The organism is Pseudomonas sp. JS3066, assembly GCF_036328175.1.
GTDB lineage: Bacteria > Pseudomonadota > Gammaproteobacteria > Pseudomonadales > Pseudomonadaceae > Metapseudomonas.
Map to the genome: position 1 here is coordinate 5,172,875 of NZ_CP143312.1, position 24,261 is coordinate 5,197,135.

Consider the following 24,261-nt stretch of genomic DNA (forward strand, 5'->3'; position numbering starts at 1 on the left):
GCTTAGGCCGGGCGATAAACGCGCACATTGGCGTGCCCCTCGCTGAGCAAGTGGTGAGCATGCAGGCGGCTCATTACGCCCTTGTCGCAATACAGGAGGTACTGGCGATTGGCGTCCAGTTCCTTGAATCGGTTGTTGACCGCATAGAACGGCAGCGCCTGCACTTCGATGCCAGGCAACTCCAAAGGGTCGTCTTCCTGAGCATCGGGGTGACGGATGTCGATGACGATCTGTCCCGGCAGGGCTTCGCACACTTCTTCCACGGCTACATCCTGGCCCAGTTCATCGATCACGCGATCGATGGGCACCAGCCGAGCACGCTCCAGGGCGCGCTCGAGGATGGCCATGTCGAACTGTTCTTCCTCGTGCTCGATGCGACCGGGCTTGGCCTTGGTGGTCGGGTTCACCGAGATCACGCCGCAGTATTCGGGCATGTGCTTGGCGAACTCGGCAGTGCCAATGCGAGTGGCAGTGTCGATGATGTCCTGCTTATGGCTGGCGATCAGCGGACGCAGCACCAGCATGTCAGTGGCCGAATCGATCACCGAGAGGTTGGGCAGGGTCTGGCTGGATACCTGGGAAATGGCTTCGCCGGTCACCAGTGCATCCAGGGTCAGCTTGCGCGCCATGTGAGTCGAGGCGCGCAGCATCATCCGTTTGAGCACCACGCCCATCTGGCTGTTGTCGACCTTGCTGAGGATTTCGCCGACCACTTCCTCGAAGGGCACGCTGATGAATAGCACGCGCTGGGAACGGCCGAATTTCTCCCACAGGTAGTGGGCCACTTCCATCACGCCCAGTTCGTGGGCACGCCCGCCCAGATTGAAGAAGCAGAAGTGGGTCATCAGGCCGCGACGCATCATCTGATAGGCGGCGACGGTGGAGTCGAAGCCGCCGGACATCAGTACGAGGGTCTGTTCCAGGGAACCAAGCGGATAGCCGCCCATGCCGTTGTGCTGGTGGTGGATGACGAACAGGCGCTGGTCGCGCACTTCCATCCGCACTTCCACTTCCGGGTTCTTCAGCGAGATGCCGGCTGCGTTGCACTCCTGGCGCAGGCGGCTGCCGACATGGCGCTCCAGCTCCATGGAGGTGAATTCGTGCTTGCCGGCGCGCTTGCAGCGCACGGCGAAAATCTTGCCGGGGATCTGGTCGGCGTAGTGCAGCTTGCACTTTTCCAGTACGTCGTCGAAGTCGCCCAGCGGGTACTCGTGCACTTCCAGGAAGTGCGTGATGCCCGGGGTGCAAGTGAGCCGCTCGATCATCTCGCGCAGCAGCTTCGGCTCGGTCTGCCGCGTCTGCACTTCAAGGTTGTCCCAAACGCCGGTCACCTCAAGCTCCGGGTCCAGGTCTTTAAGGACCGCGCGGATGTTCTTCGAGAGCTGGCGGATGAAATGCTTGCGCACCGGCCGGCTCTTGATGGTGATTTCCGGGAAGACTTTGACGATGAGTTTCATGAAAACAGCGCTTGCGACGGCGGCCGAAAAAGAGGGGCGCGGATTATAGCGGAAATTGTTCAAGGTTTGACCAAAATCATTCAGCAAAGCTTTCTCTGCACCAAATTGGATCACGCGCACCACGCATGGCACGAAAACGGTGCGCAAAACTGTGCACAAACGGAGCGAAGCCCCCGCCAGCCGCGAGTTTAGGGCCATCTGCCCATTCCGGGGCACTGGCACGCAATTTGCTCCCTTGTGAGGCAGGTCGCCCTGGCGGACTATCCCGCTCCGGCTTCACCCCGATTTTTTGGGAGGCAAGGTCCCTGCCCCCAACCACCTGGAGGACAACATGTCGAAGTCGCTTCAACTGATTAAAGAACACGACGTGAAGTGGATTGATCTGCGCTTCACCGATACCAAAGGCAAGCAGCAGCACGTGACCATGCCGGCCCGTGACGCCGATGACGATTTCTTCGAACACGGCAAGATGTTCGACGGCTCCTCCATCGAAGGTTGGAAAGGCATCGAAGCCTCCGACATGATCCTGCTCCCGGACGACAGCACCGCCGTTCTGGACCCGTTCACCGAAGAGCCGACCGTGATCCTGGTCTGCGACATCATCGAGCCGAGCACCATGCAAGGCTACGATCGCGACCCGCGCGCCATTGCCCGCCGCGCCGAGGAGTTCCTCAAGACCACCGGCATCGGTGACACCGTATTCGTAGGCCCGGAGCCGGAGTTCTTCATCTTCGACGAAGTGAAGTTCAAGTCCGACATTTCCGGTTCCATGTTCAAGATCTTCTCCGAGCAGGCTTCCTGGAACACCGACGCTGACATCGAAGGCGGCAACAAAGGCCACCGTCCGGGCGTCAAAGGCGGCTACTTCCCGGTACCGCCGGTCGACCACGACCACGAAATCCGCACCGCCATGTGCAACGCACTGGAAGAAATGGGCCTGGTCGTGGAAGTTCACCACCACGAAGTGGCGACTGCCGGCCAGAACGAAATCGGCGTGAAGTTCAACACCCTGGTTGCCAAGGCTGACGAAGTTCAGACCCTGAAATACTGCGTGCACAACGTGGCTGACGCTTACGGCAAGACCGTGACCTTCATGCCGAAGCCGCTGTACGGCGACAACGGTTCGGGCATGCACGTTCACATGTCCATCTCCAAAGATGGCAAGAACACCTTCGCTGGCGAAGGCTATGCCGGCCTGTCCGACACCGCCCTGTACTTCATCGGCGGCATCATCAAGCACGGCAAGGCCCTGAACGGCTTCACCAACCCGTCGACCAACTCCTACAAGCGTCTGGTCCCGGGCTTCGAAGCCCCGGTAATGCTGGCCTACTCCGCCCGCAACCGCTCCGCCTCGATCCGTATCCCGTACGTGAACAGCCCGAAAGCCCGCCGTATCGAAGCGCGCTTCCCGGACCCGGCTGCCAACCCCTACCTGTGCTTCGCAGCTCTGCTGATGGCCGGTCTGGACGGTATCCAGAACAAGATTCACCCCGGCGATGCCGCTGACAAGAACCTGTATGACCTGCCGCCGGAAGAGGCCAAGGAAATCCCGCAGGTTTGCGGCAGCCTGAAAGAAGCCCTGGAAGAGCTGGACAAGGGCCGCGCGTTCCTGACCAAGGGCGGCGTGTTCAGCGACGACTTCATCGATGCCTACATCGAGCTGAAGAGCGAAGAAGAAATCAAGGTGCGCACCTTCGTGCACCCGCTGGAATACGACCTGTACTACAGCGTCTGATCCACGAATACCTATAAATAGCGTCAACATTAAGGCCTCCCTCGGGAGGCCTTTTTTATTGAGGAAACGCGGAGCGTGACCGCAAGGTAGGTTGGCGTAGAGCCCAGCGAAACCCAACGATTAGCGGTGCGGTTCGACATACGCCGGGCCTGGATGCCCCTATTGTTGGGTTTCGCTCCTCTACCCAACCTACGTCCGGGAAGCCATTTTATTGCCCGGACACCCTGTACCGTGGGAGCCGATCCCTCCCCTCAGATCCCGCCATCCGCCGGCACGCCCTGCCCTTCCGACGGTTCAGCCCTTGGCTGGCGCATCCGGCTGAGCTGCACGTTCAGGCGCGGCATCGCCAACTCCAGGCCACTCTGGTCGAGACGCCTGCGCAGGCGCAGGTTGAACGCCCGCTGCACTTCCCATTGCTTGATCGGAGCGGTCTTGAAGCGGAAGCGCAGGATTGCCTGGCCATTGTCGAAGCTTTCCACGCCCTGCAACTCCAGGGGTGACCACAGGCTCCGGTAGACCGACGGATCGCCGCGTAGCTCTTTCGCCACCTCCTGCACCAGCGAAACGGCATCGTCGATCGGCATGCTCGACGGCACTGGCCAGCGGAACATGGCGTAGCCGAACTGCCGAGAGTAGTTCTTGATGCTCTTGATCTCACTGAACGGGATGGTGTGCACCACACCATCCAGGTCGCGCAGACGGACGGTGCGGATAGTCAGCCCCTCCACCGTGCCAAGGTGGCCGCCGACGTCGACGTAGTCGTCGATGGACAACGAGTCCTCGATGATGATGAACAGGCCGGTGATCAGGTCCGCCACCAGAGACTGCGCACCAAAACCGATCGCCAGGCCGATTACGCCGGCGCCGGCCAGCAGCGGCGTGACATTCATGCCCATGTTGGCCAGGGCAACGATAAGGGCGATCATCGCGATAGTAACGAACAGCACATTGCGAATCAGCGGCAGCATGGTCAGGGCGCGGGTATTCGGCCGGCTCCGGCCACCAACGCCGAGGCTGTGCTGTACGGCCGTGTCGGTGAGGATCCAGATCAGCCAGGCCACCAGCAAGGTGGTGCCGAAGCTGGCCATCTTCATGCTGATTTCCGAACCCTCGCCTTCGGCGTAGCGAATCAGCGACATGCCCCAGACCCTCAGCCCCACCTCGATGAAGGCCAGCACCACGAATAGGTGCACCAGGGTGAGACCGAACTTCTGCAATTGCTCGATGTAAGGAGCACTGCGCCGGCCCCCATCGCCACTGCGACCGGAGCGGCGACTGAGCAAGCCGATCACCGTCATGGCCACCACTGCCAGCACGGCGCAGACCAGGGCGCGGCGCAAGGCGACACTGCTATCGGCCGCGGACACGAAAGTGGCGAACAGCGAGGTCCCTACCAGCAGCAGCACCGGCACGAACCACAGAGAACCGACCAGTTCCACCAGCTCGTGCAGGCCCCGGCGCTTGAGGCGGCGCTCCAGCGGCTGATTGCGGATCAGGTGGGCGATGGGACGACGGAAACGCAGCACGAACAGCGCAGTGAGCACGGCGGCAGTGGCGTTGGCCAGGGTGCTAAGACAAATCGCCGTGTGCTCACCAAGGCCGGCGATCAGCCTTGGGTCATGGGCCGCCTCACCGAGCGCGGCCAGGCTGCCAATCAACCATAGCGGTCGGAAAGCCTTGCGACGCAGGATGTCCAATGCCCGAATACGGTGCGGACCGCTGAGCAGTGACAGGCAGATCACGCAGAGCGCGGAGAACAAGGTGCCGCAAACCAGCACGTAGGCCATCAGCATCGCCAGCATCTTGCTCAGTGAACTTGGCAACACGAACGACAGGTACAGGGTTATGAAAAAGGCGATCAGCCACGGGCCCAGCTTGCGCAGTGCGAACAGCACGAGGTCGCGAGTCTTCGGATGCTGCGGCAGCTCAGCCGACAGTCCGAAACGCTCGCGCATGCGCCGCCCCAGCCAGAGCAGGGCGCTGGCCAGGCAGGCCCAGAGCAGGATGACCACGGCGAAGTTGAACACGATGCCCGGCCAGTCGCGCCATCCGGGCAGGCGCTCCTCCACCTCCGCGCGCGCCAGTTGGAATTGGTTACTCCAGATCACCAACGGACTGTTGTCGCCCTGGAACTGCTTCTCCAGGCTGCCCAGAGTATCGCCGATCAAGCCGAGCACCCCGCTCTCGCTCTCCTTCTCCTTGCCGGTAACGTCACGCAATTGCTTCAGTTTCTTCAGCAAGTCGGTGCGCTGCTGATCGTTCTCCAGGGTCTTGATCACCTGGTTGAGCGACTGTTCGAGCTGGGCATTGCTGACCTGCTCGCCGCCCGAGGTACTCCCCGCCAGCGGATTGGGCAGCGCCGCCTGCCCCTGCGCCGGACAGAGCAGTCCGACGAGCAGGCAGAGGAGCAACGGATACAGGAAACGGGGGGCGAAAAAGGATGGTATCGGCACGAGAGAGTCATCCAACAAACGATGAAAGCGATCCGCATCATACAAAAGCCGGCTCCCGGACCATCCGCAAGCAGCGGGCGGCGGAGCAGGCCACGAAGGCAAGACTGACAGCGGCGGTCGCCCACAGTTCGCTCGGGCCGGGAGTAGCACGGGAATTCCAGAAATGTCCCAACGTGTTACAGCGCACACCGGCGGCCCCGACGCTGTCGCACAATGCCCGACTTGCCAGCCCGCCATCCGGGTGCAAGGCTTGGCATGACCTTCCGGAGACCGCCACCATGCGCCTCATCATCAGTTGCCTGCTGCTTGCCGTCGCGCTGCCAGCCGCCGCACAGATCTACAAGTACACGGACGCCAACGGCAACACGGTATTCACCAACCAGCCTCCGGATGGCACCGCCACCGAGAAGGTAGAGCTGCCACCAACCAACGCCGTCCAGATCCAGCCGCCGAGCCAACCGATCAACGACGCCAGTGCGGAGCAGCAGGCGGCCTACCGCGTATTAGAACTGACCGACATTCCGGATGAAGAGGCCCTACGCGCCAACAACGGCACCTTCAGCGTCGGCGTGCGCCTGGAACCGCGCCTGCAACCCGGCCACAGCCTGCGCCTGCGCCTGGACGGCGAGCCCTATGGGCCGCCAACCAACGTGCCGCGCCTGCAACTGACGAACGTCGACCGCGGCGAACACAGCGTGGCGGTGGATGTTCTCTCCGGCACCACTGTGGTGCAGAGCAGCGCCCCCGTCTCCTTCACCGTCCAGCGGGTCAACACCAGCAGCCCAGCGCTGCGCCCGCCGCCAGCTCCCACTCCACGGCCCAGTAACTGACTGATGACCCGATTCCTGCTCCTCGCCCTGCTGCTCCTCGGCCAGCCCGCGCTGGCCGAGGTCTACACCTACATCGACGATGAAGGTAACCGCGTCTTCACCGACCAGCCCAAGCCGGGCAACGCCAAGCGCCTGGAAATCGCCCCCGCTCCCAACGAAATGAACGCACCCAGGGATATCCAGCCGCCGCCTCTCTACCCCAAGCCCATTCCCCGCGAGCAGGGCTATCAGGTCCTGCGTATCCTGGTACCCGAGCCCGACGCCACTATTCGCGATGGCGAAGGCAACCTGATCGTCAGTGCGGTGAGCGAACCCGGCCTGCGCGCCAATCACAGCTATCGCCTGCTGCTGGACGGCAAACCTGTGGGCGAACCGGGCCGCAGCCCGGTGTTCCCGCTGAAGAACCTGGACCGCGGCACCCATCAACTGGCAGTTGAGATCATCGACGCTCAGGGCCGAATGGTTGAGCGCACCCCCGGTCAGCCAGTGCATATCGTGCGTATATCGCTATCGCAGAAGCGTCTGGCCCGCCCCTGCGAGAAAGACGACTACGGCGTACGCCCCGAATGCCCACTCAAGGACAAGCCCGAGGAAGAGGATGACGACATCGCCATCCTGCCGTTCATCTGATCCCACCCTCCCAGCGGTGGGCTGAGGTTCGCCCTGGCCCACCCGACCAATGCGCACCATTGCGGTGCAACGCACTGCACCGCTTTCTATACTCTCCCCATTTTGGTTCACCTCGAACCGGACGATCTGCTCTGAAAAGCGGCCGCCACCGGCATAAATCCTGTATCAACGCGACTTTTCAGGGCTTTGGTTTGCTTCTTGCATTTTCCTGTCATCGCCACGAGCGCCGAAGCCATGACCATCAACGACGCCCTGCACCGACTGTTGCTCGACAACCTGACCACCGCGGTGATCCTGCTCAACGCCGACCTGCGCCTTGAGTACATGAACCCGGCGGCGGAAATGCTCCTGGCCGTCAGCGGCCAGCGCAGCCATGGCCAGTTCATCAGCGAACTCTTCACCGAATCTCCCGAAGCCCTCACCTCGCTACGCCAGGCGGTTGAACAGGCGCACCCCTTCACCAAGCGCGAGGCGATGCTGACTTCGCTTTCGGGCCAGACCCTGACCGTGGACTATGCGGTGACGCCTATCCTCAATCGCGGCGAAACCCTGTTGCTGTTGGAAGTCCATCCGCGTGACCGCCTATTGCGGATAACCAAGGAAGAGGCGCAGCTGTCCAAACAGGAAACCACCAAGCTGCTGGTACGCGGGCTCGCCCACGAAATCAAGAACCCCCTCGGCGGTATCCGTGGTGCCGCGCAGCTGCTCTCCCGCGAACTGCCGGAAGAGCACTTGAAGGACTACACCAACGTCATCATCGAAGAGGCCGATCGCCTGCGGAACCTTGTGGACCGCATGCTCGGTTCGAACAAGCTGCCGTCGCTGGCCATGACCAACGTCCACGAAGTGCTGGAGCGGGTCTTCAGCCTGGTGGAAGCGGAAAGCCAGGGCGGCATCAATCTGGTGCGCGACTACGACCCGAGCATTCCTGACGTGTTCATCGACAAGGAGCAGATGATCCAGGCCGTGCTCAATATCGTGCGCAACGCCATGCAGGCCCTCTCCGCCCAGAGCGATCTGCGCCTCGGCCGCATTACCCTGCGCACCCGCACCCTGCGCCAGTTCACCATCGGCCATACGCGCCATCGGCTGGTAACCAAGGTGGAAATCATCGACAACGGCCCGGGCATCCCGGCCGAGCTCCAGGAAACCATCTTCTATCCCATGGTCAGCGGTCGTCCGGACGGTACCGGGCTGGGCCTGGCCATCGCCCAGAACATCATCAGTCAGCACCAGGGCCTGATCGAGTGTGAAAGCCATCCCGGCCATACCGTCTTCTCGATCTTCCTGCCGCTGGAACAAGGAGCTTCCTCGTCATGAGCCGTAGTGAAACCGTCTGGATCGTCGACGACGACCGTTCCATCCGCTGGGTCCTGGAGAAGGCCCTGCAGCAGGAAGGCATGACCACCCAGAGTTTCGAGAGTGCCGACAGCCTGCTCGGACGCCTCTCCAGGCAACAGCCGGACGTGATCATCTCGGACATCCGCATGCCCGGCGCCAGCGGCCTCGATCTGCTGGCCCAGATCCGCGAGGCGCATCCGCGTCTGCCGGTGATCATCATGACCGCTCATTCCGACCTGGACAGCGCGGTCGCCTCCTATCAGGGCGGTGCCTTCGAGTACCTGCCCAAGCCATTCGACGTGGACGAAGCGGTGTCCCTGGTCAAGCGCGCCTTCCAGCACGCCCAGGAGCAGCAAGGCCTGGAGGCACCGGCAAGCCAGGCGCGCACTCCGGAAATCATCGGCGAAGCCCCGGCCATGCAGGAGGTCTTCCGCGCCATTGGCCGTCTCAGCCACTCCAACATCACCGTACTGATCAACGGCGAATCCGGTACCGGCAAGGAATTGGTGGCCCACGCCCTGCACCGCCATAGCCCGCGCGCCGCATCACCCTTCATCGCCCTGAACATGGCGGCAATCCCGAAGGATCTGATGGAGTCCGAGTTGTTCGGTCATGAAAAGGGCGCCTTCACCGGCGCGGCCAACCAGCGGCGCGGCCGCTTCGAGCAGGCCGACGGCGGCACGCTGTTCCTCGACGAGATAGGCGACATGCCGGCGGATACCCAGACCCGCCTGCTGCGAGTGCTGGCCGATGGCGAGTTCTATCGGGTCGGCGGCCACACCCCGGTGAAAGTGGATGTGCGTATCATCGCCGCCACTCACCAGAACCTGGAAAACCTGGTGCAGGCCGGCAAGTTCCGCGAAGACCTGTTCCATCGCCTCAACGTCATCCGCATTCATATTCCGCGCCTGTCCGACCGCCGCGAAGATATCCCGGCACTGGCGCGGCACTTCCTCGCCCGCGCCGCCCAGGAACTGGCGGTGGAGCCCAAGCTGCTGAAGGCCGAGACCGAGGACTACCTCAAGCACCTGCCCTGGCCGGGTAACGTGCGTCAGTTGGAGAACACCTGCCGCTGGATCACCGTGATGGCTTCGGGTCGAGAGGTGCACGTCGACGACCTGCCTCCGGAACTGCTCACCCAGCCCCAGGACGCCGCCCCGGTGACCAACTGGGAGCAGGCCTTGCGCCAATGGGCCGATCAGTCCCTGGCCCGTGGCCAGTCCAGCCTGCTCGACTCCGCCGTGCCGGCCTTCGAGCGAATCATGATCGAGACCGCCCTCAAGCACACCGCAGGACGTCGCCGAGACGCTGCCGTACTACTGGGCTGGGGCCGCAACACCCTGACGCGGAAGATCAAGGAACTGGGCATGAAGGTGGACGGCGGCGACGACGACGACGGCGACGACGCCTGATCCGCCCTGGCGGGGCCATGCGCCCCGTCACTCCCCTTCCGACATCCGCTGCACTTTCCGCCTATCACACCGGCCACCTGCGCCATCACAGCTGCGCTCCTTCTCCAACTCCCCCGTATGAAAAATCTGGTTTTCCCTGAGGTCGTGGACCCCGGCGAATCAGGGCGTGATGCTGCCCGGACCTGAACCAGAGACAGGATGAAAACCATGCAGTTACATATGGGTATTCGAAAGGAAGGAGACGTTCTGAGACTCAAGGCGCTGGACGGCTGTAGCGACGCCGAACTGGCGCAGATGCTTCGAACGACAGGCATCGAGATCGTGGTAGGCCCAATGGAAGGCGGCCGTTCACGTATCGGCATTCGCGCGCCGAAGGGTTTCTCGTTGAAGGTGGAGCGGCTGCGCAAGTGCCAATCCACCGAAGACTACCTCGCCTCCCCCAAGCACTGATGCCGAAATGGGCCCCGCCTCGACGGGGTCCTTTTCAATCGTTCCCAGCCGGTTCGGACCAGGAAAAAGGATCATCCCTGGTGCCAGATTCACCTTCCCGCCTCAAAAAAGTGCTTCACGGCTGGTATGAAACCCACCCCAAAGCACCTATCCAAAAGCCCGCACACCACCGTCAACGTCAGCAATGGCGCGGCTTACCGCTGGATCATAAGGCTCATCGGACGACTCTCCGGAAAACTGGCACGCCCCCTGCAATAGTCCAGGCAACAGCGGTTTTGGGGCCCCTGGTTCAGGCAGGCCAGGGAATCCCCACTCTTATGACAGGCAGGCTGACCTCTAGCCGCCACGACCCCAGAAGGGGCTAAGCAAGACAGCGTCGCCCTGGGGCGACCAGGTTTCAGGGGGCCTTGGTACAGGCAGGCCGGGGATCCCCTCTTTTATCCACAGGCGCACTGGAATCCAGTCGCCTCGGGCCACGCCAAGGCCCGATGCAGGACCGCGTCACTCGCCATGGCGGGCGACCACCCTTCAGGGGGCCTTGGTACAGGCAGGCCGGGGAATCCCCTCTTTTATCCACAGGCGCACTGGAATCCAGTCGCCTCGGGCCACGCCAAGGCCCGATGCAGGACCGCGTCATTCGTCACGGCGGGTGACCACCCTTCAGGGGGCCTTGGTACAGGCAGGCCGGGGAATCCCCTTTCTTATTCGGCGCGCAGGCTGACCTCCAGCCGCCAGCGTCCATTCTCCGCGGCACCGCGCCACTCACCGTGCAGTGGCCGCGCCGCAACGAAGCGCACCATCACCCCGTGGGTCGAGCGCAACACTTTCCAGCTCACCGGCGCATCGCCCAGGGTCAATTGGCCCTTGGCAGACTGCCCATCCGCACCCAGCACCAGTGCGTAGGCGCCTTCCAACGCTTCCACGCGCACTTCGGGTTCGTGGTCGAACCAGAGAGCCAGGCCACCCTGGCGCACTTCGATCCGCTCCAGGTGCACGGGCTCCGGCGCTGTCAGGCGGCCGAGCATCATTCCAACCAGCAGCCCCAGCAGGGCAAGGGAGAACAAAAAGCGCGGCCATAGGCTCGGTCGCGGATCATCATCGGGAGTAGAATGCCGCCCGTCTTCGGGCCCGGGGCTACCCATGTTTCACGTCATCCTGTTTCAACCGGAAATTCCGCCGAACACCGGCAACATTATCAGGCTGTGCGCCAATTCTGGCTGCCACCTTCACCTGATCGAACCCCTCGGTTTCGAGTTGGACGACAAGCGTCTGCGCCGTGCCGGGCTGGACTACCACGAGTACGCCACGCTCAAGCGCTACAGCGACCTGGAAAGCTGCCTGGCGGCCCTGGGCCAACCTCGGGTATTCGCCTTCACCACCAAGGGCACCAAACTGTTCCATGAAGTGGCCTTCGAGAAGGGCGACGCCTTCCTCTTCGGTCCGGAAAGCCGTGGCCTGCCCCAGGAAGTCCGTGAAAGCCTGCCCCCGGAACAACGCCTGCGCCTGCCGATGCGCCCCAACTGCCGCAGCCTGAACCTGTCCAATACCGTTGCCGTGGCGGTTTACGAGGCGTGGCGGCAGCATGATTTCAGCCTGGATTGAATGGCGCAGAGCGTTTCCGGACGCACTTTCTCTACAAGGTTTCCTCACCCCAATGAAAAAGCGCCCCGAAGGGCGCTTTTTCATGGAGCCTGATAATCAGGCCTGGGCTTCGCCAGCAGCCTGCAGACGCGCCAGTTCCTGGGCGTACAGGGCGTCGAAGTTCACCGGGGAGAGCATCAGCGCCGGGAAGGAGCCACGGATAACCAGGCTATCCAGGGTTTCACGGGCGTAGGGGAACAGGATGTTCGGGCAGAAGGCACCCAGGGTGTGGCTCATGGAAGCCGCATCCAGGCCCTTGATCAGGAAGATGCCGGCCTGCTGCACTTCAGCGATAAAGGCGGTTTCTTCGCCGTTCTTCACGGTCACGGACAGGGTCAGCACGACTTCGTGGAAGTCGCCGTCCAGTTGCTTCTGACGGGTGTTCAGGTCCAGGGCAACGTTCGGCGCCCACTCCTGGCGGAAGATTTCCGGGCTCTTCGGCGCTTCGAAGGACAGGTCGCGCACGTAGATGCGCTGCAGGGAGAACTGAGGGTTCTGGTTGGCGCCGTTGCTTGCTTGTTCGGTCATGGTTCTGCCTTGTTCTAGTGCGTTTCCGTTTGCGGGCTGGCCTGGAGCAACGCGTCGAGCTTGCCGGCACGTTCCAGGGCGTACAGATCGTCACAGCCGCCCACGTGGGTCTGGCCGATCCAGATCTGCGGCACCGAGGTGCGCCCGGCCTTGCGGGTCATCTCGGCACGAATTGCGGGGTTGCCGTCGACGCTGATCTCTTCATAGCGCACGCCCTTGCTGTCCAGCAGCTGCTTGGCACGGATGCAGAAAGGGCACCAGGCGCTCGAATAGATGACTGTCCCGGCCATCTCACTTCACCAGCGGCAGGTTGTCGCCACGCCAGGTGCCGATACCGCCGGACAGCTTGATGGCATTGAAGCCGGCCTTTTTCAGGTCGCGGCAGACAGTGCCGGCGTGCTGACCCATGGAGTCGACCACGATGATGGCCTTGTCCTTGTGCTTCTCCAGTTCGGCGAGGCGGCTGGCGAGCTTTTCGTAGGGGATGTTCAGGGCGTCGACGATATGGCCGCCGGAGAAATCCTTGGTGCCGCGCACGTCCAGCACTACGGCCTGACCGCCGTTGACCAGCGAGGTCAGCTCGCGGGTGGAGATGGCGCGGCCACTGCGGCGCAGTTCGTGGGCCAGCAGCAGGGCCAGCAGCAGCACGAACGATCCACTCAGTACATAGTGGTTAGTGGCAAATTCAATCAGCTTAGCGAGCATCGTCGGCTTCCGGGACGGTAAAATGCCGGCCAGTATACACAGCCCCACAGGTCGGCCAAACCCCGTCCGGCGGTGACGCCGATGGAACCAGAACGTAGAATGCCGCGTCCTTTTTCCGGGGCCTTGCCCGCAACTTTCCTTCTAATGCCGCAGACGAGTCGGACACTATGACAGCCACGCCCAAACCCCTGGTCCTGATCATCCTGGACGGTTTCGGTCACAGTGACAGCCCCGAATACAACGCCATCTACGCCGCCAGCACCCCAGTCTACGATCGCCTGCGCGCCACCCAGCCCCATGGCCTGATTTCAGGTAGCGGCATGGACGTCGGCCTGCCTGACGGACAGATGGGCAACTCCGAAGTCGGCCACATGAACCTGGGTGCAGGCCGCGTGGTTTACCAGGACTTCACCCGCGTGACCAAGTCGATCCGCGACGGTGACTTCTTCACCAACGCGGAAATCACCACCGCAGTGGACAAGGCCGTGACTGCCGGCAGGGCCGTGCATTTCATGGGCCTGCTTTCCGATGGCGGCGTGCACAGCCATCAGGACCACCTGGTTGCCATGGCCGAACTGGCTGCCCAACGCGGCGCCGAGAAGATCTACCTGCACGCCTTCCTCGACGGCCGTGATACGCCGCCCAAGAGCGCCGAGCCCTCCATCAAGCTGATGGACGAAACCTTCGCCCGCCTCGGCAAGGGTCGCGTCGCCAGCCTCATCGGCCGCTACTTCGCCATGGACCGCGACAATCGCTGGGACCGCGTGGAAGCCGCCTACAACCTGATTACCGAAGGCCAGGCCGAATTCACCGCTGCCAGCGCGGTTGAAGGCCTCGCCGCGGCCTATGAGCGCGGCGAGAGCGATGAGTTCGTGAAAGCCACCCGCATTGGCGATCAGGTGAAAGTGGAAGATGGCGACGCGGTGATCTTCATGAACTTCCGCGCCGATCGCGCCCGTGAGCTGTCCCGCGCCTTCGTCGAGCCCGGTTTCAAGGAGTTCGCCCGCCAGCGCGAGCTAAAACTGGCCGGCTACGTGATGCTGACCCAGTACGCGGCGAGCATCCCCGCTCCCAGCGCCTTCAAGCCGGAATCCCTGGAAAACGTGCTGGGCGAATACCTGGCGAAGAACGGCAAGACCCAGCTGCGCATCGCCGAGACCGAGAAGTACGCTCACGTGACCTTCTTCTTCTCCGGTGGCCGTGAAGAGCCTTTCGAAGGCGAAGAGCGCATTCTGATCCCGTCGCCCAAGGTCGCCACCTATGACCTGCAGCCGGAAATGAGCGCCCCCGAAGTCACCGACAAGATCGTCGATGCCATCGAGAACCAGCGCTACGACGTGATCGTGGTGAACTACGCCAACGGCGACATGGTCGGCCACACCGGCGTGTTCGAAGCTGCGGTCAAGGCCGTGGAGTGCCTGGACAACTGCGTCGGCCGCATCGTCGAAGCATTGGACAAGGTCGGCGGCGAAGCGCTGATCACTGCCGACCACGGCAACGTCGAGCAGATGGAAGACGAAATGACCGGTCAGGCCCATACAGCGCACACCTGCGAGCCGGTGCCCTTCATCTATGTTGGCAAGCGCCCGGCGAAGATCCGCGAAGGCGGCGTGCTGGCCGACGTGGCCCCGACCCTGCTGACCCTGATGGGCCTGCCGGTACCGGCCGAGATGTCCGGCAAGACCATCGTCGAACTGCAATGATCGACCCGGGCCGACGCCACGGCGCGGCCCAGGCGCAGCAAATCTGCGCGCCTTGTCAGGAAACGCCCCGAACCTCTGGTTCCGGGCGTTTTTTTTGCCCCGCGCCACGGGCATACTAGGCCGGTCCTCCCCCCTGGTACCCCACCCCCCATGCTTCGCGCCCTCGCCCTCGTTATCTTCGCCAGCCTGACCACCCCGGTCATGGCCGACCAACGCGCCGAAACCCAGCAGCAGCTGGACCAGGCCGGCAAGGATGTCGCCGAACTGAAGAAACTGCTGAAGCAGTTGCAGGACGAAAAGTCCGACGTCCAGGCCGACCTGAAGAAGACCGAAACAGAAATGGGCAACCTGGAGCAGCAGGTCAAAGACCTGCAGCAGGAGCTCAAGGACAGCGAAGGCGAAGTCCAGCGCCTGGGCGAGGAGAAAAAAAAACTCCAGGAAGCGCGCGCTGAACAACAGCGCCTGATCGGTATCCAGGCCCGCGCCGCCTACCAGAGCGGCCAGCAGGAATATGTCAAGCTGCTGCTCAACCAGCAGCACCCCGAGAAGTTCGCCCGCACCCTTACTTACTACGACTACCTGAGCAAGGCGCGCCTGGAGCAGTTGGCCGCATTCAACGAAACCCTTCGCCAGCTGAACAACGTCGAGCAGGAAATTACCGCCCAGCAGAACCAGCTCAACGAGCAGAAGGCAGCGCTCGATGGCCGTCGCGAGCAACTGGCGGCGGCGCGCAAGGAGCGTCAGCAGGCCCTGGCCAAGCTCAACCAGGACGTCAGCGACCGCGACAAGAAGCTCAAGTCCCGCCAGCAGGACCAGGAGCAGCTCGGCAAGGTACTCAAGACCATCGAAGAGACGCTGGCTCGCCAGGAGCGTGAGGCCCGCGAGGCTGAGGAAGCCCGCAAGCGTGCCCTCGCGGAACAGCAGCGCCAGCTCCGCGAGCATCCAGCCGGCAGCCCAGCCAGGCCCACTAGCGGACCGATGGTATCCAGCACCGGTGGCAACTTCGGTGGCCCCTTCGCCCAGGCGCGCGGCAAGTTACCCTGGCCGGTGGATGGCCGACTGGTGGCGCGTTTCGGCTCGGCCCGTGGCGGCGACTCCCGCGCAAAATGGGATGGCGTGCTGATCGGCGCCAGCGAAGGCAGTTCTGTCCGCGCTGTACACGGCGGTCGCGTGGTTTTCGCTGACTGGTTGCGCGGCGCCGGGCTTCTGGTCATTCTCGATCATGGCAATGGCTATCTGAGTCTCTACGGACACAATCAGCGTCTATTGAAAAGTGCCGGCGATATCGTGAAGGCGGGCGAGTCCATCGCCACCGTCGGCAACAGCGGCGGGCAGGACACGCCCGCGCTGTACTTCGCCATTCGCCAGCAGGGCCGACCCACCGACCCGGCACAGTGGTGCCGCGCGCAAGGATAGGCGCCATCCCATCTAGCAGGAGTTTCGCATGCCGCATTTGTCCCGCCTCACTTCCCTGGCCATGGCACTGGCGCTGCTCGGTGGCGCCCCGCAGCTGCTGGCCGCCGAGGAGCCGGCAACCCTCCCTGCCACCGCGGTGAACGGCAAGGCGCCGCTGCCACTGGACGAGCTGCGAACCTTCGCCGAGGTGCTGGACCGCATCAAATCCGCATACGTCGAGCCAGTTGACGACAAGACCCTGCTGGAAAACGCCATCAAGGGCATGCTCAGCAACCTCGACCCGCATTCCGCCTACCTGGAGCCAGAAGACTTCCAGGAGCTGCAGGAAAGCACCAGTGGTGAATTCGGCGGCCTCGGCATCGAGGTCGGCACCGAGGACGGCTTCGTCAAGGTGGTTTCCCCCATCGATGACACGCCGGCATCCAAGGCCGGCATCCAGCCTGGCGACCTGATCGTGAAGATCGACGGCCAGCCGACCAAGGGCATCTCGCTGATGGAGGCGGTCGACAAGATGCGCGGCAAGGCCGGCAGCAAGATCACCCTGACCCTGGTGCGCGATGGCGGGCAGCCCTTCGACGTTGAACTTGTGCGCGCCGCGATCAAGGTCAAGAGCGTGAAGAGCCAGCTGCTCGAGAAAGGCTATGGCTACTTGCGCATCACCCAGTTCCAGGTCAACACCGGCGAAGAAGTCGGCAAGGCCCTGGCCAAGCTGCGCAAGGACAACGGCAGCCGGCTTTCCGGCCTGGTCCTGGACCTGCGCAACAACCCAGGCGGCGTGTTGCAGTCAGCAGTGGAAGTCTCCGACCACTTCCTGCGTAAGGGTCTGATCGTTTACACCAAGGGCCGCATCGCCAACTCCGAGCTTCGCTTCTCCGCCGACCCAGCCGACGCCAGTGAAGGCGTACCACTGGTGGTGCTGATCAATGGCGGCAGTGCCTCGGCAGCCGAGATCGTTGCCGGCGCGCTGCAGGACCACAAGCGTGGTGTTCTGATGGGCACCGACAGTTTCGGCAAGGGTTCGGTGCAGACCGTTCTGCCGCTGAACAACGACCGCGCCCTGAAGCTGACCACTGCGCTCTACTACACCCCGAACGGCCGCTCGATCCAGGCCCAGGGCATCGTCCCGGATATCGAGGTAGCACGTGCCAAGGTAACCCGCGAGCAGGACGGCGAAACCTTCAAGGAAGCCGACCTCGCAGGCCACCTCGGCAATGGCAATGGCGGCGCAGACCGCCCGAGTTCGAGCAAGAAATCCGCGGAACCACGCCCGCAGGACGACGACTTCCAACTCAGTCAGGCCCTCAACCTGTTGAAAGGCCTGAACGTCACTCGCAAGAACTGACATGAAATGGGGCATCTGGCTGCTGGCGCTGTGGTTGAGCGCGACGGCAGCTGGTGCCTGGGCCGCCCCTGTCGCGCGGCTGGCCCTGGTGATCGATGACCTGGGCCAGACCCCCGTCCGAGACCGTCGCGTCCTTGCCCTACCCGGCCCGGTGGCGCTTTCCATCCTGCCGGATGCCCGCCACTCCCGCGAACTGGCCGAGGCCGCTCACGCAGCAGGCAAGACCGTGATGCTGCACCTACCCATGGACCCGGCCACCGGTCCTTACGCCTGGCGCCCTGAGTTATCCACAGCCGAGCTTGAGAAGCGCCTCGACTCCGCACTGCGCCAGGTGCCTTACGCACGCGGCCTGAACAACCACATGGGCAGCCGCATGACCGCCCAGCGCCCAGCCATGTCCTGGCTGATGCATCGCCTGCAGCAGGAGCACCGCTTCTTCATCGACAGCCGCACCAGCGCCGCCACGGTGGCCGCCGCCGAAGCCCAGAAAGTCGGGCTGCCCAGCCTCTCGCGGGACATTTTCCTCGATGACGACCAGAGCCCGGCCGCCATAGCCGCGCAGTTCGATGCCGCCCTCAAGCTCGCGCGAAAGCAAGGCTCGGCACTGATGATCGGCCATCCGCATCCGGCGACCCTGGAGCTGCTCGAGCGCGAGTTGCCGCGCCTGAAGGAAAGGGGCTTCGAACTGATCGATGTGGAAATGCTGATCGCCCTGCGCGGCAATCGAGCCATGGCGGCCCATGGCAAGGCGGGGGTTTACCGGTAGGCGGTCGGGACACCTTGTAGGGGCGAATTCATTCGCCAAGCAGGCCGCAGGTCTGCCCTGCAAGCCCTCACGGGGCGGCTTCGCCGCCCTTGGCGATTGAAATCGCCCCTACAGAAAAGCATCGCGAATAAACCGGCGATTACAGATAGTTCTGGGTGATCTCGTCGACGTAACCGTCGCTGCGCATCTGGTCGAGAGCCTTCTGCAGGCGCTCGATGACCTCGTCCGGCGTGTCCTTGTTGAAGGCCAGATAGAGCTCGGCGCTGTTGAAGCGCAGCACGGTCTGCAGACCGGTGACGCCTTCCTGCTTGGCCAGGTAACGGCCCACCGGATCGGTGGTGGCCCAGAGGTCGATCTGGCCCTTGAGCAGCTTCTTCACGTTTTCCTGGTCGCGCAGGGCGTTCTGCGGTGCCATGCCCTGGCTCTCCAGGTGCTGGCTGACCGCATCGTTCTTGTAGGCGCCGATTCGATACTGGGAGGCGCTTTTCAGGTCCTTGACGCTGAGGTTGTTGCCCGGTGCGGCAAGCAGCACCCACTCGGTCTTGGCAATGGGGCCGACCCACTTGAACAGTGGCTGGCGCTCAGGGGTGAAGGTGGTGGAGAACAGGCCGTAGCTGGGCTTGTCCAGGGTCAGGCGATAGAGGCGGTCCCAGGGGAAGCGCAGGGTCAGGCTGTAGTTGATGCCGGCGCGCTTGAACATCTCGCGCACGATATCGGTGCTGATACCGTCGATTCCGTCGTCACGGGCAAAGTTCTTGTCATCCACCGCCATGTTGAACGGCGGGAAGTTCTCGGTGAGCAACACCACCTTGTAATCCGCCGGCACTTCGGCGCGCGCTGTGAAGGCGAGGAACATCAGGCCCAGGGTCAGGGCACGTTGGATCAACTTCTGCATTGTCATACCGCTCGCTTGATTTGTGGTTGTGGCTAAGCGGCTTCCTTGCGTGGGCTCCCCACCCACGGACGTACGGCTCGACCCGTCCTGCCTTCCATGGCAAGCGACCGGCTTTTGGCCGGTCGCTGAGGTCTTGTAACTACTTTCGAAGCGCTACCCGTTACAGGTAGCTGTTGAGAATCTCGTCGACGAAACCTTCGGCGCGCATCTGGTCCAGCGCGCCCTGCAGCTTCTTCACCACTTCGTCGGGGACCTCCTTGTTCAGCGCCAGGAACAGCTCGGCCTGGTTGAAACGCAGCACGGTCTTCAGGCCGCCCACGCCTTCCTGCTTGGCCAGGTAACGGCCAGCCGGATCGCCGGTTGCCCAGAGATCGATCTGCCCCTTCTCCAGTTTCTTCGCGTTTTCCTGGTCGCGCAGGGCGGTGATGGGCTCGAGCTTCTGCTGGCCCAGGTATTCGGCGATAGCGTCGCCCTTGTAGGCACCCACCTTGTACTTGCGCGCATCTTCCAGGCTGCCGAGTGCGATCTGGCTGTCGGCACGGGCCAGCATGATCCAGTCATCCGGACCGATCGGGCCGACCCACTTGAAGGACTGCTCACGCTCAGGCAGTCGAGCAGTCACGAAGACGCCGTAGTCCGGCTTCTCCAGCGCCAGCTTGTAGATACGATCCCAGGGGAAGCGCAGGGTCAGGCTGTACTTGACCCCGGCGCGCTTGAACATCTCACGCACGATGTCGACGGCGATACCGTCGATGTTGTCTTCCTGGGCGAAGTTCTTCCCGTTGATCGACATGTTGTAGGGCGGGAAGTTTTCGGTCAGGAGAACGACGCTGTAGTTCTCATCCACTTCGGCGCGGGCGGCGCCGACAAACACCATCAGGGTGCCAGCCAGCGCCAGCAGCAGGCGTTTCGACATATGCGACTACCTTCCAGGAGAGATGGGAAATGCGCTGAGCTTAACCTTGCGGGAGCAAGGCTCGGGCATCAGCAACCCAGGCTGCGAAGTCCGTCACGCAGACAGCCTGGGCGAATGCTAGGCAAGAATCGTGCTCAGCGCACGAGGATTCCACGGCTGGCGAGATACGCCTTGGCCTCGGGCACGGTGTACTCACCGAAGTGGAAGATACTGGCTGCCAACACGGCGTCAGCCTTGCCTTCGAGAATACCGGCCGCCAAGTGCTCAAGATTGCCGACGCCGCCGGAGGCGATCACCGGAATCCCGACGGTTTCGCTGATGGCACGGGTCACGCCAAGGTCATAGCCGCTCTTCACGCCGTCCTGGTCCATGCTGGTGAGAAGAATCTCGCCGGCCCCCAGGTCTTCCATCTTCTTCGCCCAGGCCACGGCGTCGAGGCCAGTGGGTTTGCGCCCGCCATGGGTGAAAATTTCCCAGCGCGGTGTTTCCCCAGGTGCGGAAACCTTCTTGGCGTCGATCGCGACCACGATGCACTGCGAGCCGAAACGCGCGGCGGCCTCGCCAACGAACTCGGGCGTGAAGACCGCGGCCGTGTTGATCGATACCTTGTCGGCGCCGGCATTGAGCAGATTGCGGATGTCCTGCACGGTGCGCACGCCACCGCCAACGGTCAGCGGGATGAACACCTGGCTGGCCATGCGTTCGACGGTGTGCAGGGTGGTATCACGACCGTCGACGCTGGCAGTGATGTCGAGGAAGGTGATCTCGTCGGCGCCCTGCTCGTCGTAGCGGCGGGCGATTTCCACCGGGTCACCGGCGTCGCGGATGTTCTCGAACTTGACGCCCTTGACCACGCGGCCGTTGTCCACGTCGAGGCAGGGGATGATGCGTTTTGCCAAAGCCATACTGAAACCCTCTGTTACCGGCTGCGCCGCACATCCACGTCGTTGCGTGGTGCTCGCTCCTCGCCGTCCTGAAGTACTGTCTCGTCGCTGCGCGCCAGGCGCCTGGTGGCTGAGCGGCTCGCTCGGCCAGAGAGGGCTTCAGCTATCGCAGGGTGCGCCGCGCGCACCGTTAGCCGTCGATTAACCCTTGTAGCTGTCGCAGAAGGCCTGGGCCTCGGCGACGTCCAGGGTGCCTTCGTAGATGGCGCGGCCGGTAATGGCACCGATGATGCCGGGGGCCTTGGCGGCGAGCAGCTTCTCGATGTCACCGAGGTTGTGGATACCACCGGAAGCGATCACCGGGATGCGGCTGGCAGCGGCCAGGGCTGCAGTAGCCTCGACGTTGCACCCCTGCATCATCCCGTCCTTGGCGATGTCGGTGTAGACGATGGCGGAGACGCCATCAGCCTCGAAACGCCTGGCCAGGTCGACGGCCTGCACGCTGCTGACTTCAGCCCAGCCGTCAGTGGCGACGAATCCATCCTTGGCATCCAGGCCGACGATGACCTTGCCCGGGAAAGCCTTGCAGGCCTCGGTGACGAACTCAGGCTCTTTCACCGCCTTGGTGCCGATGATCACGTAGCTGACACCGGCCTTGACGTAGTGCTCGATGGTTTCCAGGGAGCGGATACCGCCGCCAATCTGGATCGGCAGGTTCGGATAGCGCTTGGCGATTGCAGTGACCACCTCACCGTTCACCGGCTTGCCCTCGAAGGCACCGTTGAGGTCCACCAGGTGCAGGCGACGGCAGCCACCTTCCACCCATTTGGCAGCCATGCTCACCGGGTCGTCGGAGAATACGGTGGAGTCTTCCATGCGGCCCTGGCGCAAACGCACGCAGGCGCCGTCCTTCAGATCGATAGCGGGGATAATCAGCATCGGTTCAACCTGTTCGAAGTCAGTGGTATCGGCTTGACGCTCAGTCTTTCTCGAGCGCCCACAAGTCGCTTTCGATGCTCTCGAACCTGTCTTTCAGGTGCGCCTGCACATCGAAGATCGCCTTGTTGTAGAAATGCGGCGCGAATTCCCGAGCGAAGAAGTCGAGCACTTCCTCAGCCTCGAAGGACCCCAGCTCCAGCTCGAAGCGATCAGCCATGAAACGCTTGATCGCCAGCACCGCAGTGTCGGTCTGGGCGGCGTCGAGTTGCAGGCCCGGGGCCTTCTTCGCGCGGCTCATGCTTACCAGCGGCCGTCCCAGGCGGCGAAGTTCTGCAACAACTGCAGGCCGTGGGTGTGGCTCTTTTCCGGGTGGAACTGCACGGCGAAGCGCGAACCCTCGGCCAGCGCCGCGGCGAAGTCCTTGCCGTAATGGCCGCGACCGGCCACCTGCTTGGGATTGCCCGCCTCGATGTAATAACTGTGCACGAAGTAGAAACGCGCGCGGTCGGGAATGTTGTGCCAGAGCGGGTGGGCGACGCTCTGCTCCACCTCGTTCCAGCCCATGTGCGGCACCTTCAGGTGCTCGCCATCTTCCACCAGGCCCTTGCCGAAGAAGCGTACCTGGCCAGGGAACAGGCCGATGCAATCGACGCCGTCGTTCTCTTCGCTGCGCTCCAGCAGCGCCTGCATGCCGACGCAGATGCCGAGGAACGGGCGATCCTTGCTGACTTCGCGTACCAGCTCGTCGAAGCCCAGGCGACGGATCTCGGCCATGCAATCGCGGATGGCGCCAACACCGGGGAAAACCACCCGGTCGGCTTCGCGGATCACGTTGGCGTCACTGCTGACCAGGACGCGGCCTGCACCGACGTGTTCCAGAGCCTTTGCGACCGAGTGCAGGTTGCCCATGCCGTAGTCGATGACTGCAACCGTCTGCATCAGAGCACGCCCTTGGTGGAGGGCATCTGGCCAGCCATGCGCGGATCACGCTCGACGGCCATGCGCAGGGCACGACCGAATGCCTTGAACACGGTCTCGATCTGGTGGTGGGTGTTATGGCCACGCAGGTTGTCGATGTGCAGGCTCACCAGAGCGTGGTTGACGAAGCCCTGGAAGAATTCCTGGAACAGGTCGACGTCGAAGCCACCAACCACGGCACGGGTGAAGGGCACGTGCATCTGCAGGCCGGGACGGCCGGAGAAGTCGATGACCACGCGAGACAGGGCTTCATCCAGGGGCACATAGGAATGGCCATAGCGGACGATGCCCTTCTTGTCGCCGATCGCCTGGGTGAAGGCCTGGCCAAGGGTGATACCGACGTCTTCCACGGTATGGTGGTCGTCGATATGCAGATCGCCCTTGCACTCGATATCCAGGTCGATCAGGCCATGACGGGCGATCTGGTCGAGCATGTGCTCGAGGAAAGGTACGCCGATATCGAAGCGTGCCTTGCCGGTGCCATCCAGGTTGATCGAAACCTTGATCTGGGTTTCCAGGGTATTGCGTTCGACGGACGCCGTGCGTTCGGCCATCACCAGCTCCACAAAAAGGCTCACGAAAAAGAGCGCCATTATAGGCCGCAGGCCATTGGCGCCGCTACCGACGACGGTCGGCGGCGTTTACACTGCCGGGCCGCGCCCGCAATGCCCTCCAGGAGCCACCATGCCCGTGATCGTCGAGACCCCGAACAGCCCCTCCGAACAGGACCGTGGCGACCTGGCGAAAATCTACGCCGACGCCCCTGACTGGTTGCTTGCGCCCTACGCCAGCGCGGCGGAACTGGTGACATGCGGCGAGGCCGATGGCCTGCTTTTTACGGGGCGTTTCAACGACCGCCTGCTGGGCGCAGCCCTTCTGGAGCGCGGCGAAACTCATTGGCGACTGTCCCATCTGTGCGTGCGCAAAGTAACCCGCCATCGCGGCGTCGGCCGTCGAATTGTGGAAGAAGCCGTACGCCTGGCACGGGAATCAGGCAAATCTCTGCACCTGGCCGCTCCACTGGACCACCTGGAATGCCAGGCACTGGCCGCGCATCTGCACCTGCCGCTGGAAAGCCTCTAAGCCAACGCCCGGCCGCTGCGCTGAACCGACGGCGAAAATCACCATCCAAAGTCCCTGACCAGGGTACCGAGCCTCGTGCCGCCACGCGCCATCGCTAATGGCCCGGCGCTATACTCGGCACCTTCAATTCACACACGATCCACCACAAGGACTGGCC

The 24,261-nt window shown here is 63.0% G+C and carries 25 protein-coding genes; 12 read left to right on the forward strand and 13 right to left on the reverse strand.

Annotated features, from left to right (window positions below; genetic code table 11):
• Nucleotides 1–2: 2 nt before the first annotated feature.
• Nucleotides 3–1,457, reverse strand: coding sequence for a tRNA uracil 4-sulfurtransferase ThiI (gene thiI / locus SA496_RS24290; protein ID WP_120654109.1), 1,455 nt, complete (start codon nt 1,455–1,457; stop codon nt 3–5).
• Between the two features lie 331 nt (nt 1,458–1,788).
• Between thiI and glnA the strand changes: the two genes are divergently transcribed.
• The gene (gene glnA / locus SA496_RS24295) at nt 1,789–3,192 is read left to right on the forward strand and encodes a glutamate--ammonia ligase (protein ID WP_120654108.1); all 1,404 of its coding nucleotides are present in this window, start codon (nt 1,789–1,791) and stop codon (nt 3,190–3,192) included.
• A gap of 251 nt (nt 3,193–3,443) precedes the next feature.
• Here the strand turns inward: glnA and SA496_RS24300 are convergent, their stop codons facing one another.
• A complete protein-coding gene (locus tag SA496_RS24300; protein WP_442965067.1) occupies nt 3,444–5,645 on the reverse strand; it encodes a mechanosensitive ion channel family protein in 2,202 nt (733 codons plus the stop codon).
• A 278-nt stretch (nt 5,646–5,923) separates the two neighbouring features.
• Here SA496_RS24300 and SA496_RS24305 point away from each other — a divergent pair, with 278 nt between their 5' ends.
• From SA496_RS24305 to SA496_RS24325, 5 genes are all read left to right on the forward strand, one after another.
• Nucleotides 5,924–6,475, forward strand: a complete 552-nt coding sequence (locus tag SA496_RS24305) for a DUF4124 domain-containing protein (protein ID WP_120654107.1) — start codon at nt 5,924–5,926, stop codon at nt 6,473–6,475.
• Nucleotides 6,476–6,478: 3 nt separating this feature from the next.
• Nucleotides 6,479–7,105, forward strand: coding sequence for a DUF4124 domain-containing protein (locus SA496_RS24310; protein WP_120654106.1), 627 nt, complete (start codon nt 6,479–6,481; stop codon nt 7,103–7,105).
• Nucleotides 7,106–7,339: 234 nt separating this feature from the next.
• Nucleotides 7,340–8,425 (forward strand): nitrogen regulation protein NR(II), encoded by a 1,086-nt coding sequence (glnL, locus tag SA496_RS24315; RefSeq protein WP_120654105.1) that lies wholly within the window; start codon nt 7,340–7,342, stop codon nt 8,423–8,425.
• Nucleotides 8,422–9,858 (forward strand): nitrogen regulation protein NR(I), encoded by a 1,437-nt coding sequence (gene ntrC / locus SA496_RS24320; protein ID WP_153918931.1) that lies wholly within the window; start codon nt 8,422–8,424, stop codon nt 9,856–9,858. Before glnL ends, ntrC begins: the two co-directional genes overlap by 4 nt.
• A 198-nt stretch (nt 9,859–10,056) precedes the next feature.
• Nucleotides 10,057–10,308 (forward strand): hypothetical protein, encoded by a 252-nt coding sequence (locus SA496_RS24325; RefSeq protein WP_256660897.1) that lies wholly within the window; start codon nt 10,057–10,059, stop codon nt 10,306–10,308.
• Between the two features lie 701 nt (nt 10,309–11,009).
• Here the strand turns inward: SA496_RS24325 and SA496_RS24330 are convergent.
• A complete protein-coding gene (locus SA496_RS24330) occupies nt 11,010–11,372 on the reverse strand; it encodes a hypothetical protein (RefSeq protein WP_306109938.1) in 363 nt (120 codons plus the stop codon).
• Nucleotides 11,373–11,448: 76 nt separating this feature from the next.
• Here SA496_RS24330 and trmL point away from each other — a divergent pair, with 76 nt between their 5' ends.
• Nucleotides 11,449–11,910: a tRNA (uridine(34)/cytosine(34)/5-carboxymethylaminomethyluridine(34)-2'-O)-methyltransferase TrmL gene (gene trmL, locus SA496_RS24335; protein WP_120654101.1), complete on the forward strand. Its 462-nt coding sequence runs from the start codon at nt 11,449–11,451 to the stop codon at nt 11,908–11,910.
• A gap of 96 nt (nt 11,911–12,006) precedes the next feature.
• On the opposite strand, the gene secB is transcribed toward trmL, so the two are convergent.
• The 3 genes from secB to SA496_RS24350 are packed head-to-tail and all read right to left on the reverse strand — an operon-like array spanning nt 12,007 to nt 13,182.
• Nucleotides 12,007–12,477 carry a protein-export chaperone SecB gene (gene secB / locus SA496_RS24340; protein ID WP_120654100.1) on the reverse strand — a complete coding sequence of 157 codons (471 nt, stop codon included), beginning with the start codon at nt 12,475–12,477 and terminating at the stop codon, nt 12,007–12,009.
• A 14-nt stretch (nt 12,478–12,491) separates the two neighbouring features.
• Nucleotides 12,492–12,767 carry a glutaredoxin 3 gene (gene grxC / locus SA496_RS24345; RefSeq protein WP_120654099.1) on the reverse strand — a complete coding sequence of 92 codons (276 nt, stop codon included), beginning with the start codon at nt 12,765–12,767 and terminating at the stop codon, nt 12,492–12,494.
• Between the two features lies 1 nt (nt 12,768).
• Complete coding sequence (locus tag SA496_RS24350; RefSeq protein WP_120654098.1) at nt 12,769–13,182, reverse strand: rhodanese-like domain-containing protein; 414 nt, start codon at nt 13,180–13,182, stop codon at nt 12,769–12,771.
• A 167-nt stretch (nt 13,183–13,349) separates the two neighbouring features.
• Here SA496_RS24350 and gpmI point away from each other — a divergent pair, with 167 nt between their 5' ends.
• From gpmI to SA496_RS24370, 4 genes are all read left to right on the forward strand, one after another.
• Nucleotides 13,350–14,885, forward strand: a complete 1,536-nt coding sequence (gene gpmI / locus SA496_RS24355; RefSeq protein ID WP_330114606.1) for a 2,3-bisphosphoglycerate-independent phosphoglycerate mutase — start codon at nt 13,350–13,352, stop codon at nt 14,883–14,885.
• Nucleotides 14,886–15,035: 150 nt separating this feature from the next.
• Nucleotides 15,036–16,301, forward strand: a complete 1,266-nt coding sequence (locus SA496_RS24360; protein WP_330114607.1) for a murein hydrolase activator EnvC family protein — start codon at nt 15,036–15,038, stop codon at nt 16,299–16,301.
• A 28-nt stretch (nt 16,302–16,329) separates the two neighbouring features.
• Nucleotides 16,330–17,643, forward strand: a complete 1,314-nt coding sequence (locus SA496_RS24365) for a S41 family peptidase (RefSeq protein ID WP_330114608.1) — start codon at nt 16,330–16,332, stop codon at nt 17,641–17,643.
• 1 nt (nt 17,644) lies between these two features.
• A complete protein-coding gene (locus SA496_RS24370) occupies nt 17,645–18,409 on the forward strand; it encodes a divergent polysaccharide deacetylase family protein (RefSeq protein WP_330114609.1) in 765 nt (254 codons plus the stop codon).
• A gap of 139 nt (nt 18,410–18,548) precedes the next feature.
• On the opposite strand, the gene SA496_RS24375 is transcribed toward SA496_RS24370, so the two are convergent.
• The 7 genes from SA496_RS24375 to hisB form a co-directional block, all read right to left on the reverse strand.
• Nucleotides 18,549–19,304 carry a substrate-binding periplasmic protein gene (locus SA496_RS24375; RefSeq protein ID WP_120654093.1) on the reverse strand — a complete coding sequence of 252 codons (756 nt, stop codon included), beginning with the start codon at nt 19,302–19,304 and terminating at the stop codon, nt 18,549–18,551.
• A 160-nt stretch (nt 19,305–19,464) separates the two neighbouring features.
• A complete protein-coding gene (locus SA496_RS24380) occupies nt 19,465–20,220 on the reverse strand; it encodes a substrate-binding periplasmic protein (protein ID WP_120654092.1) in 756 nt (251 codons plus the stop codon).
• 134 nt (nt 20,221–20,354) lie between these two features.
• Nucleotides 20,355–21,125, reverse strand: coding sequence for an imidazole glycerol phosphate synthase subunit HisF (gene hisF / locus SA496_RS24385; protein ID WP_077525689.1), 771 nt, complete (start codon nt 21,123–21,125; stop codon nt 20,355–20,357).
• Nucleotides 21,126–21,305: 180 nt separating this feature from the next.
• A complete protein-coding gene (hisA, locus tag SA496_RS24390; protein WP_016495212.1) occupies nt 21,306–22,043 on the reverse strand; it encodes a 1-(5-phosphoribosyl)-5-[(5-phosphoribosylamino)methylideneamino]imidazole-4-carboxamide isomerase in 738 nt (245 codons plus the stop codon).
• 40 nt (nt 22,044–22,083) lie between these two features.
• Nucleotides 22,084–22,341: a DUF2164 domain-containing protein gene (locus SA496_RS24395; protein ID WP_120654091.1), complete on the reverse strand. Its 258-nt coding sequence runs from the start codon at nt 22,339–22,341 to the stop codon at nt 22,084–22,086.
• A gap of 2 nt (nt 22,342–22,343) precedes the next feature.
• Nucleotides 22,344–22,982, reverse strand: coding sequence for an imidazole glycerol phosphate synthase subunit HisH (gene hisH / locus SA496_RS24400; protein ID WP_120654090.1), 639 nt, complete (start codon nt 22,980–22,982; stop codon nt 22,344–22,346).
• Entirely contained in the window at nt 22,982–23,575 is a 594-nt protein-coding gene (gene hisB / locus SA496_RS24405; protein ID WP_028629882.1) for an imidazoleglycerol-phosphate dehydratase HisB, read from the reverse strand. Before hisB ends, hisH begins: the two co-directional genes overlap by 1 nt.
• 130 nt (nt 23,576–23,705) lie before the next feature.
• Here hisB and SA496_RS24410 point away from each other — a divergent pair, with 130 nt between their 5' ends.
• Nucleotides 23,706–24,104: an acetyl-CoA sensor PanZ family protein gene (locus SA496_RS24410; protein ID WP_120654089.1), complete on the forward strand. Its 399-nt coding sequence runs from the start codon at nt 23,706–23,708 to the stop codon at nt 24,102–24,104.
• Nucleotides 24,105–24,261 lie beyond the last annotated feature (157 nt).

Excerpts from the sequence above, each read along its gene's own strand:
- trmL (WP_120654101.1), top strand. The coding sequence starts at position 11,449 with ATGTTTCACGTCATCCTGTTTCAACCGGAAATTCCGCCGAACACCGGC.
- ntrC (WP_153918931.1), top strand. The coding sequence starts at position 8,422 with ATGAGCCGTAGTGAAACCGTCTGGATCGTCGACGACGACCGTTCCATC.
- hisH (WP_120654090.1), bottom strand. The coding sequence starts at position 22,982 with ATGCAGACGGTTGCAGTCATCGACTACGGCATGGGCAACCTGCACTCG.
- SA496_RS24370 (WP_330114609.1), top strand. The coding sequence starts at position 17,645 with ATGAAATGGGGCATCTGGCTGCTGGCGCTGTGGTTGAGCGCGACGGCA.
- glnL (WP_120654105.1), top strand. The coding sequence starts at position 7,340 with ATGACCATCAACGACGCCCTGCACCGACTGTTGCTCGACAACCTGACC.
- hisA (WP_016495212.1), bottom strand. The coding sequence starts at position 22,043 with ATGCTGATTATCCCCGCTATCGATCTGAAGGACGGCGCCTGCGTGCGT.
- secB (WP_120654100.1), bottom strand. The coding sequence starts at position 12,477 with ATGACCGAACAAGCAAGCAACGGCGCCAACCAGAACCCTCAGTTCTCC.
- SA496_RS24375 (WP_120654093.1), bottom strand. The coding sequence starts at position 19,304 with ATGCAGAAGTTGATCCAACGTGCCCTGACCCTGGGCCTGATGTTCCTC.
- SA496_RS24305 (WP_120654107.1), top strand. The coding sequence starts at position 5,924 with ATGCGCCTCATCATCAGTTGCCTGCTGCTTGCCGTCGCGCTGCCAGCC.
- SA496_RS24365 (WP_330114608.1), top strand. The coding sequence starts at position 16,330 with ATGCCGCATTTGTCCCGCCTCACTTCCCTGGCCATGGCACTGGCGCTG.
- SA496_RS24410 (WP_120654089.1), top strand. The coding sequence starts at position 23,706 with ATGCCCGTGATCGTCGAGACCCCGAACAGCCCCTCCGAACAGGACCGT.
- SA496_RS24350 (WP_120654098.1), bottom strand. The coding sequence starts at position 13,182 with ATGCTCGCTAAGCTGATTGAATTTGCCACTAACCACTATGTACTGAGT.
- SA496_RS24395 (WP_120654091.1), bottom strand. The coding sequence starts at position 22,341 with ATGAGCCGCGCGAAGAAGGCCCCGGGCCTGCAACTCGACGCCGCCCAG.
- SA496_RS24380 (WP_120654092.1), bottom strand. The coding sequence starts at position 20,220 with ATGTCGAAACGCCTGCTGCTGGCGCTGGCTGGCACCCTGATGGTGTTT.
- SA496_RS24310 (WP_120654106.1), top strand. The coding sequence starts at position 6,479 with ATGACCCGATTCCTGCTCCTCGCCCTGCTGCTCCTCGGCCAGCCCGCG.
- SA496_RS24325 (WP_256660897.1), top strand. The coding sequence starts at position 10,057 with ATGAAAACCATGCAGTTACATATGGGTATTCGAAAGGAAGGAGACGTT.
- grxC (WP_120654099.1), bottom strand. The coding sequence starts at position 12,767 with ATGGCCGGGACAGTCATCTATTCGAGCGCCTGGTGCCCTTTCTGCATC.
- gpmI (WP_330114606.1), top strand. The coding sequence starts at position 13,350 with ATGACAGCCACGCCCAAACCCCTGGTCCTGATCATCCTGGACGGTTTC.
- SA496_RS24360 (WP_330114607.1), top strand. The coding sequence starts at position 15,036 with ATGCTTCGCGCCCTCGCCCTCGTTATCTTCGCCAGCCTGACCACCCCG.
- glnA (WP_120654108.1), top strand. The coding sequence starts at position 1,789 with ATGTCGAAGTCGCTTCAACTGATTAAAGAACACGACGTGAAGTGGATT.
- hisB (WP_028629882.1), bottom strand. The coding sequence starts at position 23,575 with ATGGCCGAACGCACGGCGTCCGTCGAACGCAATACCCTGGAAACCCAG.
- hisF (WP_077525689.1), bottom strand. The coding sequence starts at position 21,125 with ATGGCTTTGGCAAAACGCATCATCCCCTGCCTCGACGTGGACAACGGC.
- thiI (WP_120654109.1), bottom strand. The coding sequence starts at position 1,457 with ATGAAACTCATCGTCAAAGTCTTCCCGGAAATCACCATCAAGAGCCGG.